Origin of the sequence: Pseudooceanicola aquaeponti (assembly GCF_050897975.1) — a bacterium.
Taxonomy (GTDB): domain Bacteria; phylum Pseudomonadota; class Alphaproteobacteria; order Rhodobacterales; family Rhodobacteraceae; genus Pseudooceanicola.
The window spans coordinates 1-14,188 of the sequence record NZ_JBPAXY010000013.1; the positions used below are offsets into that span (position 1 = coordinate 1).

Annotated in this window: 12 protein-coding genes and 1 pseudogene; 3 read left to right on the forward strand and 10 right to left on the reverse strand. The window is 61.0% G+C overall.

All coding sequences use genetic code 11. From position 1 onward, the window contains the following. Nucleotides 1-151 precede the first annotated feature (151 nt). A protein-coding gene (locus ACRARE_RS21870) for an IS3 family transposase (protein ID WP_432658493.1) occupies nucleotides 152-1,305 on the forward strand; the annotation gives its coding sequence in 2 pieces (ribosomal slippage) (nucleotides 152-404 and nucleotides 404-1,305; 1,155 coding nt in all). A 308-nt stretch (nucleotides 1,306-1,613) separates the two neighbouring features. On the opposite strand, the gene ACRARE_RS21875 is transcribed toward ACRARE_RS21870, so the two are convergent. From ACRARE_RS21875 to ACRARE_RS21910, 8 genes and pseudogenes are all read right to left on the reverse strand, one after another. Continuing rightward, complete coding sequence (locus tag ACRARE_RS21875; RefSeq protein ID WP_009574204.1) at nucleotides 1,614-1,778, reverse strand: hypothetical protein; 165 nt, start codon at nucleotides 1,776-1,778, stop codon at nucleotides 1,614-1,616. 388 nt (nucleotides 1,779-2,166) lie between these two features. After that, the gene (locus ACRARE_RS21880) at nucleotides 2,167-2,640 is read right to left on the reverse strand and encodes a UCP036055 family protein (protein WP_432658494.1); all 474 of its coding nucleotides are present in this window, start codon (nucleotides 2,638-2,640) and stop codon (nucleotides 2,167-2,169) included. Between the two features lie 99 nt (nucleotides 2,641-2,739). Next, a complete protein-coding gene (locus ACRARE_RS21885) occupies nucleotides 2,740-4,908 on the reverse strand; it encodes a ParB/RepB/Spo0J family partition protein (protein ID WP_432658495.1) in 2,169 nt (722 codons plus the stop codon). A gap of 180 nt (nucleotides 4,909-5,088) precedes the next feature. Then, on the reverse strand, nucleotides 5,089-6,300 hold the full coding sequence (repC, locus tag ACRARE_RS21890; protein ID WP_432658504.1) for a plasmid replication protein RepC: 1,212 nt from the start codon (nucleotides 6,298-6,300) through the stop codon (nucleotides 5,089-5,091). A 213-nt stretch (nucleotides 6,301-6,513) separates the two neighbouring features. Continuing rightward, nucleotides 6,514-7,443 (reverse strand): plasmid partitioning protein RepB, encoded by a 930-nt coding sequence (repB, locus tag ACRARE_RS21895; RefSeq protein WP_207020836.1) that lies wholly within the window; start codon nucleotides 7,441-7,443, stop codon nucleotides 6,514-6,516. After that, nucleotides 7,427-8,620, reverse strand: coding sequence for a plasmid partitioning protein RepA (gene repA / locus ACRARE_RS21900; protein ID WP_432658496.1), 1,194 nt, complete (start codon nucleotides 8,618-8,620; stop codon nucleotides 7,427-7,429). Before repA ends, repB begins: the two co-directional genes overlap by 17 nt. A gap of 134 nt (nucleotides 8,621-8,754) precedes the next feature. Next, nucleotides 8,755-9,432, reverse strand: a pseudogene (locus tag ACRARE_RS21905) (recombinase family protein); the annotation flags it as partial. A 101-nt stretch (nucleotides 9,433-9,533) separates the two neighbouring features. After that, nucleotides 9,534-10,673, reverse strand: coding sequence for a tyrosine-type recombinase/integrase (locus ACRARE_RS21910; protein ID WP_432658497.1), 1,140 nt, complete (start codon nucleotides 10,671-10,673; stop codon nucleotides 9,534-9,536). A 126-nt stretch (nucleotides 10,674-10,799) separates the two neighbouring features. On the opposite strand from ACRARE_RS21910, the gene ACRARE_RS21915 reads away from it, so the two are divergent. Together ACRARE_RS21915 and scpB are read left to right on the forward strand one after the other, a co-directional pair. Further along, nucleotides 10,800-11,684, forward strand: a complete 885-nt coding sequence (locus ACRARE_RS21915) for a DUF1403 family protein (protein ID WP_432658498.1) — start codon at nucleotides 10,800-10,802, stop codon at nucleotides 11,682-11,684. Between the two features lie 2 nt (nucleotides 11,685-11,686). Continuing rightward, a complete protein-coding gene (gene scpB, locus ACRARE_RS21920; protein WP_036562694.1) occupies nucleotides 11,687-12,283 on the forward strand; it encodes an SMC-Scp complex subunit ScpB in 597 nt (198 codons plus the stop codon). Nucleotides 12,284-12,299: 16 nt separating this feature from the next. On the opposite strand, the gene ACRARE_RS21925 is transcribed toward scpB, so the two are convergent. After that, nucleotides 12,300-13,235, reverse strand: a complete 936-nt coding sequence (locus ACRARE_RS21925) for a TniQ family protein (RefSeq protein ID WP_386176705.1) — start codon at nucleotides 13,233-13,235, stop codon at nucleotides 12,300-12,302. Between the two features lie 71 nt (nucleotides 13,236-13,306). Next, the gene (locus ACRARE_RS21930; protein ID WP_432658499.1) at nucleotides 13,307-14,188 is read right to left on the reverse strand and encodes a TniB family NTP-binding protein; all 882 of its coding nucleotides are present in this window, start codon (nucleotides 14,186-14,188) and stop codon (nucleotides 13,307-13,309) included.

The following is a 14,188-nucleotide window of genomic DNA, read 5'->3' on the forward strand; positions in this document are numbered from 1 at the left end:
ACACCCAGAACCTCGCCCAGCATGGCTCCTCCGAATAAGACACGTGCATAACGACGTCGTTATGCACGTGTCTTACCTCGGAACCCCAGCCTCAGGCAGGCGGCCCCAATCGGTCGGTTACTGCTGATCTTCGACGAGAAGGAGATCAGAGATGTCGAAACGCAAGCAGCACGCGCCTGAGTTCAAGGCGAAGGTCGCGCTGGAAGCCCTGAAAGGCGAGGAGACGGCCGCCGAGCTGGCAAGCCGGTTCGGGGTGCATCCGACGATGATCCATCAATGGAAGCGAGCCCTGCTCGAAGGCGCCTCCGGTGTGTTCGAACGTGGGGGACGCAAGAAGCCCGAGATTGACGAGGAGCAGGTGAAGGAACTCCACGCCAAGATCGGGGAGCTGGCGGTGGCCAACTCTTTTTTGGAACGAAAGCTGAAGCCCTGGGGCGGGAAGTGAGGCGCGGCATGATCGAGCCTGACCACCCGGATCTGTCGATCGGCCAGCAGTGCAAGTTGCTGTCGATCGCGCGTTCGTCTTTCTACTACACCCCCAAGGGCGAGTCTGATCAGAACCTCGGCCTGATGCGGCAGATCGACGAGCAGTTCCTAGAGACCCCGTTCTTCGGCGTTCGGCAGATGACCTGGCATCTGCGCAACGACGGACACCTTGTGAACGAGAAGCGCATCCGGCGACTGATGCGCCTGATGGGGCTAATGCCGATTTACCAGAAACCCAACACGAGCAGGCCGACGAAGGGCCACAAGACCTATCCCTACCTGCTCAGAGGTCTGCGGGTGGAACGCCCGAACCAGGTCTGGTGCTCGGATATCACCTACCTGCCCATGCGGCGCGGGTTCCTATACCTCGTGGCGATCATGGACTGGCACACCCGCAAGATCCTGTCCTGGCGGATCTCGAACACGCTGGAGGCCGACTTCTGTGTCGAGGCGCTGAACGAGGCCATCCACAAGTTCGGCCCGCCCGAGATAATGAATACGGATCAGGGATCCCAGTTCACATCCTTCGCCTGGACGGACCGGCTGCGCCGATCAGCGGTGCGGATATCGATGGATGGGAAGGGCCGTTTCCTCGACAACATCTTCATCGAGAGGCTGTGGCGCACCCTGAAATACGAGTGCGTTTACTTGCATGCCTGGGAGACAGGATCAGAGACGAAGGCGGCCATCCGGAAATGGATGACCTTCTACAACCACCAGCGCCCGCATTCAGCCCTGGGCGGCCAGCCTCCGGCGCTGGTCTACTGGCAGAGAAATGATATCAACCAACCCGATCAGCAGGTGCAACGAGTAGCTTAATTTACGCCAGATCCTGTCCAAGCGACGGGGAGTAGCTCAGCGGACGGGCTTCCAGAGGCTTGCGGAGCTAGCGTCGAGGGCGCTTGATGAGTGTTTTTCCGGGGCTTAGACGGCGAATAGCGGCGAGGAGAGAGACGGTTCCGAAAATCTGACCATACGGGATAAGTAGATTTTCGGCCCAACTCGAGCGTTCCATGATTGACCGAGTCGCAACCCAAAGATCCTTGCAACGGCCTCGCCGTTCACTCGGCCGTCGATAGGCCCGGAGGCGCTCCTGCGCCGCGCCCTCGGGAAATGAGGCCGAAGCCTCACCCGAAGGGATCGTATTCCGAGACGATCACGACTTCGTCTCCGTCGATTTCATCGGCGGGGACGGCGCCATAGGTTCCATCACCTGCCTGGAAGACGACGATCGAGACCATGAGCGTGGCGGCGAGGGAGGCGGCGAAGGCGTGTGCATCTTTGCGGGACATCTGTTTGGCTCCTGTCTTGGAGGCGGAGGACCATCCCCCGCGCGACAGGACCCCGCAGGCCCGAAGACTGGCTGACATCACCGGGTGCGTTCGGCTCGTCCGAATCCACCCGGCGGCACGGGTTCGCCCGTAATCCGACCCCTCGCGGGTTGATCTCGAAGACAGGATTCGGGGCAAGGAAGGGAATGGCGAGCGGGGGATGGTGCGACCGCTGACTGGAGCCGGATGTCCCGCTGATGCTATCGCTGCCAGCCTCTCGGGCAGACATTTGGTAGAAGACCTCCTTCCGTGTTGGATTGGATCCTATGGTGCCCCGCGATCTCGCGGGACAGGGTCGTGATGGGTGAGAGGCCCGCGCTTTGGCGGGCCCCTTGGGTTCTACATGGGCTCAGGCGGCAAGCTCCGAGCCCCCTGCCCTATCGCCGTCCTCGCTGCCGACGATCTCGAGCCGCGCGTTGCGATAGCCTTCTCTGGCGATCCAGAGCTCTGCCGCCGTGACAGACTCGGCCAGGTGGAGCAACTCCGTGCAGCCGCCAAAATCCACCAGGACGCGCACCTGCCCGGGCTGTGGTTCCTCAGCGACCTCGAAGGTCAACGCACTGTCAGCCGAATGCGTTCGCATGATGGTGACGAGAATGACCCCGTCCGAGGAGAAGTTCCCCTCGTGCAGCGTGAACGACGCCGGCGCCGTCCAGGTTGGATAGGGTCGCGGCGGCTCCTTCTTGACGAGACGGCCGACGCCGTTCGAGCGTTCCCAGGCCGCGAGCTTTTTCGTGAACCGCGACGGAGGTTTGGGACTGCTATCGGTGTAGCGAATGAGCGCCCCTAGCGGCGCGGTGTCGAGAATGGTCGTTGCAGACATGATTCCTCATTCTGAATGCACAAAATTGCATTCATCATATTGATATTGTTGATTTTTATGTGATTGAGGGCGGGTCTCCCCGCCCTCGGATGGCGCGGATCACTCCGCAGCCATCATCGACGCATCATCGCCCGGCAGGTCAGCGGTGAGGAAGGCGGGAAGGTCGACATCTTCGGCCTGGCCGGCGTCGGAAACGGGCTCAGGCGCCCCCTGCCCTTCCGCGTCGTCGAGTGCTGCCAGATCGTGACGGCGAAGAACCTCCGGCAACCAGCCGCTGCCTTTCAGCAGACGCTCGGCTTCGGTCGCCATCTCGCCCTTCTTCAGGTGATCGAGGAGTTGCGCCGTCCCCTCCCCTTTCGCCTCGCGCACGGCCTCGAGGATCCGTGCCTTGGGCACGCGGTTCAGGTAGGTATCGGCGGTCGGCTGCCAACCCGCCTCGACCATGTCGAGTTCGACCGCCTGTGCGACCACGTCAGCCTGGGTCATCCGCTTGGTCAAACCGCTGGCCGAGATACCAGCACCATAGGGGTTCACCTTCTCGTGGAGCGCGTTGATCCCGAAGCTGAGGCAATGCGCGAGCAGGGACAGCCGGCTCGCCTGATCGAGGGAAGCCAGATAGTCCCAAAGAACGGCATCGTCGCCGAGCGGCAAGTCGGCCTCCCACTCGGCGTGGCGATCATCCACCAGCTTGGCCACCACGCTGTCCTTCAGATCGCTCGCCTGCGCGGACATGTAGACGTGACGGACCGAAGCCTCCAGGCAGCTGCCGGCCGAACTGGACGTCCGGAAGGTGTCGTTGACGAGCTTCAGGAGCAGCAGCGTCAGGGCGACATCAGGAGAACGCCCGACAGCTTCCCGCAGGGCCAGGGTGCGGTGCGTCGTCAGCTCCATGACCAGCCGTTCGGGCAAGGGCTTCAAGGCACCATCGTCCTCGTCGTCGGGCACGTTGGAGGCAAGCGCCTGACCGGCAGAGGTGATCACCGTACCATGGCCGACACCGTCCGCGCTGCTCGGAGCTGAAAGCTCAGCGCCCTGCCTGTCTGCCGCCTGTTCACCGCTGTGGACGTCGACGTCTGCCCGTGGCTCATCCTCGGGCCGCACGAAGCCCCGATAAACGGCAAGCTCGCCATAGCGGTCAAGCGTCACGAATGCCCCTGCCCGTGCGATCTCCTCCGCGTCGAAGATCAGCGGCCGAACCTCGAGCTTCTCCATCGCGACTTCCAATTCGCCAAGACGCGCGTCGATCTCTTCGGGGAATTCATCCTGGCCCTCGTATTCCTCCTCGATCGCCCGGTACTCGGCAAGCAGCTTGGCATGGGCCGCGCCTTCGTCATCCGTCATCGGCGCCGGGTCACCGCTCAGCCGCCGCAAGCCATGACTGTAGCCATAGGGCAGGTCGAGCGAGACCTCGATCCAATTCCAACCTTCGGTCGCGATCGCTTCGGCTTCAGCTTGAAGCTTCTCGCTGACCAGACGATCGAGCAGGGCAGGGTTTTCCATCCAGCCGCCGTCATCTCCCTGGAAGAGGTCATGCAACATGGTTCCGCCAGCAGACTCATAGGCCTCGACGCCGACGAAAACGGCACGACGGTCAGAGGCGCGCACAGAGGTTTCGGTCAGCATGCGCCGGATCTGATAGGGCTCCTTGTTCCAGGACGACCGGATCGCCTCCCAGACTTGAACCTGGCGCTCATGATCCGGATTGACCGTGAAGGCCATCAACTGCTCCAGCGTCATCTCGTCCTCGGCATAGATCTCGAGTAGGGCAGGGGCCACGGCGGCGAGCTTCAGGCGCTGCTTGACCACCTGTGGGGTGACGAAGAAGGCAGCTGCGATCTCTTCATCGCCCTGACCCTTCTCGCGCAGCGCCACGAAGGCGCGGAACTGATCGAGCGGATGCAGGGCGGCGCGCTGCATGTTCTCAGCCAGAGAGTCGTCTTCGGCAAGAATCGTGGAATTGGCATCCCGCACGATGCAGGGAATGGGCGTCGCCTTGGCCAGACGTTTCTGCTTCACCAGGAGTGACAGGGCTTGGAAGCGCCGACCGCCAGCGGGGATTTCGAACTTACCGGTCTCGGAACCATCTTCCGCCAGAACGGGCCGGACGCTCAGGCTCTGCAGCAACCCGCGGCGGGCGATGTCTTCGGCCAGCTCCTCGATGGAGATGCCGGCCTTGATGCGCCGAACGTTGGACTGGCTCAGCACGAGCTTGTCGAAGGGAATGTCCCGGGACGGGGACAGGGTGACTTTCTGGGCAGATTTCGCCATCAGATCTTCTCCACGACGGGCGCCGGAAGCCACTCTTCCGATCTCACTTCCCGTCACCCCTCCAACCAACAAACCTTTCCCTCTCCTGTTCTGACACTCCCGAGGTAGGACCTTAACAGCTGTTAAGTCGTCAATCCCGAGGTGGCGGAACAGTACGCAGTCTCTCAACCTTAACAGCTGTTAAGCTGCAGTTCGTCGTCCAATCAATGCCATGACCATCGGCCCACAGGAAAACTCACCGGCCACAGCTTTGGCAGTCAGAGCTCGCAAGTATCCACCAGGCGATCTGATGTCCTCAAAGCGTTCCAGCATGGCAGAAACGACGATCGACGCTTGCTCCGGACCCATGAACCGCTGCGCTTCTTCCCATGCAGATGCACTGATCCCCATGGCTGGTCGCACATGGCATGCCGCATCGAAAAGCTGGTGCCAATGCCGGATTTCGCCTTGGTAGAAGGTCTTGAGCGAGGGACATGCCGCGATCACCAGGTGCAGCGGGATCTTTGGCAGGTGTCTTGTGTCCTGTTCATCGACGTCAGCCACGGGCTCATCCCTGTCCACATCTGGCACGCCGGTCGCCGCCCCGCTTTTTTCTAAAGCAGGTTCAAGATCTATAGATTCTTTATTTGAATTATGATGGTGACGCTCAGATCGAGCATCATTGGTGTTCATTTCTTCTGTTTCAGAGCCATCAATGATGTTGCGTGCCTGATCGAGGAGAGCTTCAAGATCGGCTCGATAGGCCGCGAGGTCCTCAATTGAAAGCTTGCGGCGAAGCGCGCGCGCTGTGAGGATAGCCTTGTCACGAAGCTGGTCCCAGATGCCTAGGCCTGGCTGCATCTCGTCTCCGAACTCCGCGAGGGCCGCGAGATCACGCCGCATGAGGCTTACAACCTCTCTCAGACGCCTGACGCGCTCCTCAGCCTCACGTACGGCCTCTGCGGCCCGCGCTATCTCCTCGGACTGGCAGTAGAGCGGGGAAAGATCGAAGCCAAAGGCGACGCGCTCTTCGCCGTGGTTGCGGACATAGCGCTTTCCATTGGGGCTATCACGCCGCTGGAGCAAACCAGCCTCGACAAGACGCGCGAGGTGACGACGCATAGTGGAGCAGGGCATACCATTCAGGCGGTCACAGATCGCCTTGTTCGAGGGGAAGACTACCATCTCGGCGTTCCCGCCAAGTGCATCGTCTGGAAAGAAGCTGAGGAGCCCCTGCAAAACAGTTAGATCACGTTCTGACACGCCAAAGGCCGCTTGCGCCTTGGAGAGCTCGCGCAGGAGTTCCCACTTGTTGACGGGTCTGCCCGGAACAGATGCCTCGGGTCGCTCGATCACGCGCAGATGGGCGTGCGAGATCGGCCGCATAAACGGCGAAATCGGTGTGTACTCCATGAAAACGTTCACGAAGGCAAAATTTCTACGGCCCGCGAATCGCTTTGCGCTTGCGGGGTAGGGGCCAGAACGCTACATTCAGAGGTGCGAAAACTGAGATTTTGTAGCGGGCTGATCCCGGTGCGAAACCTTACAAAGGTCTCGTGAAGCTAGCTTCTCGGGGCCTTTTTCTTTTTGCCTGTATCGTGCCTCCTTCTTGTTGGTTGCTCTTCCTCAGTCTCCTGAACGCTTCCAGCGCTCATGAAGCTCGGTAATCAGCTTTGGGGCATTGCCCTCCAACCAGCTGATAAAATCAGGTTCATCCGTAGTCAGATCGAGTTTAAGCTGCTTGCCTTGGCGGCCGGTCTTAACCGTCGCAGCTCCGACACCGGGGATCGCCAAAGCAGGCACGCCCTTTCTAGACGGGTTTGCTTTCTTCTCTGGGCTCTTCGCAGCTGCCAGAACTGCGAGAAACGCACGCTCAGAAACCTCATCGACCGAGCCGGAACTTTCGGACTTGGCTGCATGAGCTACCGCTTGCAGTTGGTCTCGATCACCGTCGTAGGTACCCAAGGCCTTTTTGAGCTCTTCCCATCTCGGGCGACCAATCCCGGGAGCCGCACCAATTGCCTGGATGAGTTCCTCGCCGACCGTCCGAACGACACTCAAGAGTTGTGAAACCCCGGCTTCGTGGAGGTTAAGGACTTCGGCGACACCTCGATTGGTGCGCTCAGCCCCTTCCAAATGGTCACCGTCCAGAAGCGCCGTCGCAACAAGCGCCCGTTCAATAAAGCTCAGATCACGACGCTCTTGGTTCTCGAGAAGCTGATCTCGAAGCGCTTGATCACCATCAACTTCCGTGACGATGGCTCGAACTTTGATACCGAGTTCGCGACATGCTTCCAGGCGTCTGCGGCCATAGATCAGGTTGTAGCGATCGCCTTCCAGTGGGCGGACCAAGACAGGCACACGCTGACCGTTCTTGGAGATTGAATTCTTCAGGCCCTCAACTTCAATCTGAAGCCTGTCATCCAATCGTCCTTCGGTAATAATCTGCGCCGGATCGATCTCAAATACACCGCCACGCAGTCGGCGCCCTTCAAGAGCGTCAGGAGCGTTGCGAAGGGTCTGCAGCGGCAGGCCAAGTTTAGGCTTTCTTGCCATTCCGCCCCCATGTGTTCTGGATGATTTCAGCGATCTCATCGTTCACTGCGTTCATGGATTCGATCGCACGATCAAACGTCTGACGCGTGAAGTCCTTCTTGTCAGCTTCGTAGAGCGTTTGCTTGGTCAAGCCGGCATCAGAAATTGCGGTCGATTCAACCATGTGATTGGTCAGGACCGACCTCCCGAACAGTCCGCGAATGAAAGCGATGACTTCGGTTTGTGGCGCGTCGCCGACTTTGTATCGCGTTGGCAAAAAGCGCAGCCAATCGAAGCGCAGATTTGCGCCTGCATCCCTGATCACTCCCAGGAGATCCGCGGTCATTCGCAGGAATTGGGACATCGACATGAGGTCAAGCATCTGCGGGTGAACCGTCACGAGGACACCCGAGGACGCGGAAAGTGCTGACATCGTCAAGAAACCAAGCTGCGGCGGGCAGTCGATCACAACAACGTCGTAGTTCGCTTCAACACTATCGAGTGCGTCATGAACTCTCGCGAAGAACGCTTTCGCTCCGCCTCGCTGGATAGCAGCAGGCGTCTCGTGCTCGAACTCCATGAGTTCAAGGTTGCCCGGGATAAGATCAAGGCCGCGGATGTAGGTCTTGCGGATCACTTCGGCGATCGGAACCGGATCGTCATAGCGAACGGCATCATAGAGGGTTCCGCCCTCCATAAGGTCGAGTTCTGGCTGGATTCCGTGAAGAGCCGAAAGAGATGCTTGGGGGTCGAGATCGATCGCAAGAACCCTGTACCCCTTGAGCGCCAAGCGCTGAGAGAGGTGAGCAGACGTCGTCGTTTTGCCGGACCCGCCCTTGAAGTTCACCACTGAAATAACTTGAAGCTCGTCACCGTCGCGACGCCCAGGCACGTAAGTTCCAGACTTTTTTGCGTTTCCTTCAAGCGTCTGCCGGATTTCCCAGATATCGTCGAGAGTATAGCGACGATGACTTCCAGCCGTCGTCTCGACGTCAACGATCTTTCCTTCTCGATGAAGCTTCCGAAGATAGGTATGGTCGACGCCAAGGAGCTCGGCAGCTTCGCCGCTGGTCAAAGTGCGCATCACCTTCTTTGCATCCGGAGGGAAGTGTGCGGCGCGCTGAGCATGCAGGTTCGACGCGAGAAGTTCCGCGTAGTGCCCGATGGCGATGTCTAGATCCTGTTCTGCTTCGCTCATGTCTGCCCCGATCCGTGGGCGCGTTTTTTATGTGACCGCGCGTTATTTTTCGAGACTATTGCCCGACCAACCAGATTCGTGCAAGCACTTTCTAGATTTAGTGGCAATCGGTTAGGCCAACACAAGTGTGATCCTCAGAGGAGCCCCAGCTTTTCAGCACGCTCCAGCAGCATTCTGACCGAGGAAGGCTGCCAGCTGGTGCGACCGCGAGGGGTGCGCTCACGCATGGATTCCAGTCGGTCGCAGATTGCCTGCAAGGTGATCTCGGGGTCAGCACCTTTGATTGCGGCGACAATCGCAGGCAGGCGATCGTCGGTTTCGCGACGTCCAGCGCGTCCAAGCACTTCAGCGGGCAGGAATCCGTCCGCCACGTATGCCTTCACGGCGCGGAGCAGGCGGCTTTGCGTCCAGCGCCGATCATGGGGCAGGGGGCCATTGATGATCCGCAGGACGTCTTCCCAAGCCATATCGGGGCGCAAACGGCGCACATGGGGCACCCAATCCTGCGCAGTTTCGTTCAAGCGCTCCATGTAGCCGTCCTGTCGCGCCAGCCGCACCTTGCGCAGCGCTTCAGGGTCCTTGGCGCGAAGACCTGGGTTGCCGCCGACGCGGCCCTTTGAGCGTGCCGAGGCAAGTCCGGCTTTGGTACGCTCGCGGATCAGAGCGCGTTCGAACTCAGCCGCAGCGCCCAGAACCTGCAACGTGAACTTGCCCTGGGGCGAGGCAGTGTCGATCGGGTCCTGGAGCGAGCGGAAGAACGCCCCCTTGCCCTCCAGTCTTTCGATCACCTCAAGTAGGTGCGACAAAGACCGCTGTCGCGTTTAGTTCCCGATTTCAATTGAAGCAGTAAGTTTAAACGGAAGCGCTGGAATTTCACCTTAGCGCTTCACCAATGGGTCAAGAATCCTGAGCTTCACAGCCCTGCGGCTTTGGTCAGGTTCACCCGGAACCTGTCGCGCCTGCGCTGATAGCGCCGGGTCATCTCGGCCGACGCATGTCCGAGTTGCTTTTGAACATAGCGCTCATCAACCTCTGCCGACGAGGCGAGCCCGGCACGCAAGGAATGCCCCGAGAACATTGCCAACCGTTTGGCTTCCGGCAAATCGGATCTGATGCCACTCTTCATAACGGTTGCCTTGATCAGTCGCGCTATGTGCTTGTCGGAAAGGCGGGACTCGAGGGCACGCTTGCCGTCCCGCGAGATGCGCACGAAGACCGGCCCAAAGTCGATCTTCGCAAAGTGTAGCCATTGCTCAAGCGCGTGGACGGGACAGGTCTGGCCGCTTGAGCCACGCCCGACCTCAACCTCGCGCCATCCGGTCTTGGCATTGAGGGTGAGCAGGGCGCCGCCGTCGAAGACTTCGACCCAGCCGCCGGAGTCCGGTGTATCGTCCTTATGCACATCGAGGCAGACCACCTCCGACCGGCGCAGGCCACCTGCATAGCCCAAGAGCAGGATCGCCCGGTCTCGGAGGCCGCGGAGATCATAGGGAAGGGTGGCCACCATGGCCTGGATGTCCTCGGGCAGGATCGCTTCCTTCTGGACCGGCGGGCGCGCATGCTTGCGTTTGATCCCGGCCAGAACCGTGGCGATGTGGCGGTCCTTGCGATCAAGAGTGAACCCGCGCTGCCTGTAGTTCCAGGCAAGCCCCGAGAGACGACGCTCAATCGTGGAGACCGAAAGGGCAGGGGCCTTCCCGGCTGGTGCAGCCAAATCAGCCACATAAAGTCCAACCATCTCGGGTGAGGGGGGCAGAGGTTCTGTGCCTTTCAGTCGGCACCAGCGGGTGAAGTGTTTCCAGTCGGCGGCGTAGGCCTTGTTCGTGTTCCCAGCCGTCGAGGCCTCGGCGTAGTCGCGGGCGGTATCGATCAGCCGGTCGAGCGCGCCGGAGCCGGCCACATGGGCGGGCAGAGCGATTGAGGCTCGGTCCCGAGAGGTTCTCTCGTCGCGCTCGTCACTGTTCGGTGCGGTATGGGGTGCTGAGCCCGAAATCTCGGTCTCTGACCCGCCCGAACCCTCGATTTTGGTGCTGCTATTTGTGAGACTACCCATGTTTTTGAGTATATCATTTTTACGTCCGATAACGCAAGGTTATCGGACATTATGGCAAAAGATAGAGTGAGGCGTTTTCTGTGCTATTTTCTGGAGAAAAGCGCCGCGATGGTTTAGGCTTCAGTCATGACATTTGCCCGACCGGAACACTCCATCGACACAGACACTCTACCCCGGATGCCCGCCTGGGTCACCTCGGCACGGGTTGAAACCCTTGAAGATGTGGCGTTTTTGTCGGGCGCTGCGTTGAACCACTTGCATGTTGTGCTGGGATGCGCGGAGTTGCCCCAAGCCTTGTTGCGGGAGCGGCTCGCGCTGTGCGCAGCTGAGGCTTGTGTTGCGTTTTCTGGCCGACGGGAGCGGGCAGGGGAACTGCGCGATGCAGCGCACCTTCTGCGTCCCGGCGATCTACCCGGACCGGCAGGTGAAACCTATCTGATCTGGCGGCGCGCGGTGGAGCGGCCGGTGGCGGTCAAGGCTCTGGGCCGAGCCTTGTCGGCCTTCGAGCCGGGCCAGATCGCGACGTGGCTCGATGCGGGGGTGGGGGCGCCGGTCAAACGAGCAGCACTGGTGCTGGAAGCTGTTCTGCGCGAGGCGCCACGTGCTGACGAAGCTGCGCTGATCCTCGCGGATGCTGCACTCGCCCAGGCGCTTGGTTGGGATCATGTCGTGCCGCTGCTGGCGGCTGGCCTGAAACGTGCCGACCTGCGCAAGCAAGGCGACGAATTGAAGCTCGCCTGTCATCGGGCGCTCGTGTCATCGGCGGCCGAGGCCGTGCGTCTCTCCACCAACCTCGCGCGCCGGGCGGCGCATCTGAAGGCGGTCGCACCAAAGCTTCGGGCCAAGGGGGCGGCCGACGCCGTCGAGATATTCCTGAAACAGGACGCGGTCGCTCCCTCAGTCTTGCCTTTGCCGGACCGCGCGGCGCGGCGGCTCTGCGACCGGCTGGTCGATCTCGGCGCTGTGCGCGAACTGACTGGCCGCGACACCTTCCGGCTCTACGGGGTGTAACGATGGCCAAGGATCGCTCCGAGCCTGAATTTGACCGCGAGTTGTCCGACCTGCCGCCGGAGCTGCGCTGGCGCGAATGGATGCGGCGGATCGAGGCGGTACTGTTTGCCTCTGCCTCGCCTGTACCGCGCGAGGATCTGGCGCGCATAGTGGGGCAGGCGACCTCGGTTGATCTGCTGATCGAGGATCTTGCCGCCGATCTAGAAGGGCGGGCGTTCGAGATTGCCATGGTCGCAGGGGGGTGGATGTTCCGGACGCGGTCTGTTTACGCGCCTGCGATCCGCTCCGCAGCGGATGTCGGGGACCAGTTGCTGGACCTGAACGAGTTCGACGTCGCGATTTTGGCGGCCATCGCCTACCATCAGCCAATCACGCGCGATGGGCTGAAGGACATCTTCGGCAAGGAGATCGGTCGGGACCTGATCGGGCGGCTCCATGCACACGGTCTGATTGGAACTGGGCCGCGCGCGCCGCGTCGTGGTGCCCCCTATACCTTCGTCACCACAGACGCGTTCCTCGCGGCCTTCGGGTTGGAGAGCTTGCGGGACCTGCCGGATCCTGAACAGCTGAATGATGCCGGGCTGGCCGCGAGCGCCTGAAACTCACCGGGAATTTTTACAGCGCTTGCCGCTGCTGATCGAGCCGCGCGGCCGCCTGAACGAGATCCGCCAAATTCGGGCCAGCGGTGTTAGAGCAAGGCCCAGCTTTGGGCCGAGGCAGGACGGCATCGCTGAAAGATGTGACCAGTCCGCCCCAAGCTGGCGCAACCTGAGCGACGCGTTTCCAATAAATGATCGCGGAACTTCTTCGCGTTCCGAACGGCGTCGATTGCCCGTCCGTCAATTGCCAAAACAGCTGATAGCGATCCCGATGAGAGAGGCGCGCGATGGACATTGGCCGTCGACTAAATTGAAAGCAGGCTGATCCAAGAAGGTCCGGGAGTGATCGCCCCTCTGCCATTCGATGCCCTGATGCCTGCAGACGAAGCAGATCGTCGATCAGACGCTCAAGACGCCGAACCCCATTGGTGGCAGGACGGGTGCGTTTGCAGAGGGCCGCGCCGCACCAGGCGCAGATCTGATGCGGCACAAGACGCTTCTGGCTGAACGGAGCCAATCCTTGTCCGCAGGATGGGCACCTGTCCCGAAGTCGGCAGCCGTGGCGAAAGCAAGAAACGCGTGTCGCGAGGCGCCAGTCTCGGCGAAAATAGGGCGTTTCGTCTTCCGCCAGACAGGCCGGGCAGAATTGCAGCCAGGTCGCCTGCGTCTTTGGTGCGCAACTCTGCTGAGGCGATGCCCGCAGGGGCAAACGCAGCACGGCCAAAGGGTCGGGAGCATTAGTCAGAGCCGTTATGTCTTCCAGAGGTATGTGGGTATGCTCTTCCAAAAGCTGCAGGATGCGACCGGGCAATGCCCGATCAAGCCGCGCCGACCAGTTCTCACCCGGCGCTTCGAGAAGCGCACCAAAATAGTGCGGAGGTATGCCGTTTGCGTAAGCGAGGCGGTGCAGCCAACTCGACAGAAGTTCACCTGGTGCGGGCATAATGCTCATGGGCCAACGGTTTCCCGCCGCACTTTCATACCGCTCTGCAGGTGTGACGGAGATCCCGGCCGACCCGAGCCTCATGTCATCTCGTGACGCAAAGCCGAATTGCGGCGCCTCGAGAGAGGCACATAGCCAAGGTCCGACAGGGTTGCGCCCGTGATCCGGTCCTCACCGCGCGAGATGGCCGCAACTGCGGCCCGGGTGACGATCTCGACAACCTCGCCGATCAGCCCCTCTGACAGATCGTGGATGATCTTCGCCAAGGGTTCGCGCGACAGATCGGAGGTGTCGGCGAGCGGCAGACTGGCTTCCAGGCTGTCGAGAAGCGTCGCGAACTCCTCGTCATACGCCCATCGTGGAATGGGGATCGTATCGAAACGTGAGCCCATTTCGTCGGTGTCATGCACCGCATCGTAGATCGCGATCTCGCCGACAAGGACGGGTGAGATGTCATGCACCCGTGCGATCCGCCGCAAGAACGAGAAGATGGCCTTCACATCCTGGCGCCGCCCACGCAACGCGCTGTGGAACTCGTCGAAGATCAAAAGGCGCGGCTTCAGGCGCTCGAGAAGATGATCGACCTGATCGCCGGCGCGGGACAGGCTGCGCCAGCCCGCGGCTTGTGGTGCGCGCAATCCGGACAGGATGCTGGCGTAGAAATGCGACAGGCCCGCACCTTCCCGGGTCTGGATCACCCACACCTTTTGCTGGTCGGCGGTACGCAGATGTTCGACGGCGAAGCGTTCGGCGATCATGGTCTTGCCGTTATGGTAGGGACCGGCAAGCAGCAAACCGCGTGGGCGCAGCGATGGCGGTCGCTCAAGCAGCAGTCGCATCGCGTCATGCGCCGCGCCGGCCGCCGGATGGCTGATCCAGCGCGGCGCGCGCACATGGGCGATCCGCACTGCGTCATCGGCCTGCAAGAGTGGCACTATGGCGGGCATGAGGTGGTCCGGCAC

Coding starts and splice junctions, on each gene's coding strand:
- ACRARE_RS21875 (WP_009574204.1), bottom strand. CDS start 1,778: ATGTCCCGCAAAGATGCACACGCCTTCGCCGCCTCCCTCGCCGCCACG.
- ACRARE_RS21880 (WP_432658494.1), bottom strand. CDS start 2,640: ATGTCTGCAACGACCATTCTCGACACCGCGCCGCTAGGGGCGCTCATT.
- ACRARE_RS21885 (WP_432658495.1), bottom strand. CDS start 4,908: ATGGCGAAATCTGCCCAGAAAGTCACCCTGTCCCCGTCCCGGGACATT.
- repC (WP_432658504.1), bottom strand. CDS start 6,300: ATGGAGTACACACCGATTTCGCCGTTTATGCGGCCGATCTCGCACGCC.
- repB (WP_207020836.1), bottom strand. CDS start 7,443: ATGGCAAGAAAGCCTAAACTTGGCCTGCCGCTGCAGACCCTTCGCAAC.
- repA (WP_432658496.1), bottom strand. CDS start 8,620: ATGAGCGAAGCAGAACAGGATCTAGACATCGCCATCGGGCACTACGCG.
- ACRARE_RS21910 (WP_432658497.1), bottom strand. CDS start 10,673: ATGGGTAGTCTCACAAATAGCAGCACCAAAATCGAGGGTTCGGGCGGG.
- ACRARE_RS21915 (WP_432658498.1), top strand. CDS start 10,800: ATGACATTTGCCCGACCGGAACACTCCATCGACACAGACACTCTACCC.
- scpB (WP_036562694.1), top strand. CDS start 11,687: ATGGCCAAGGATCGCTCCGAGCCTGAATTTGACCGCGAGTTGTCCGAC.
- ACRARE_RS21925 (WP_386176705.1), bottom strand. CDS start 13,235: ATGAGCATTATGCCCGCACCAGGTGAACTTCTGTCGAGTTGGCTGCAC.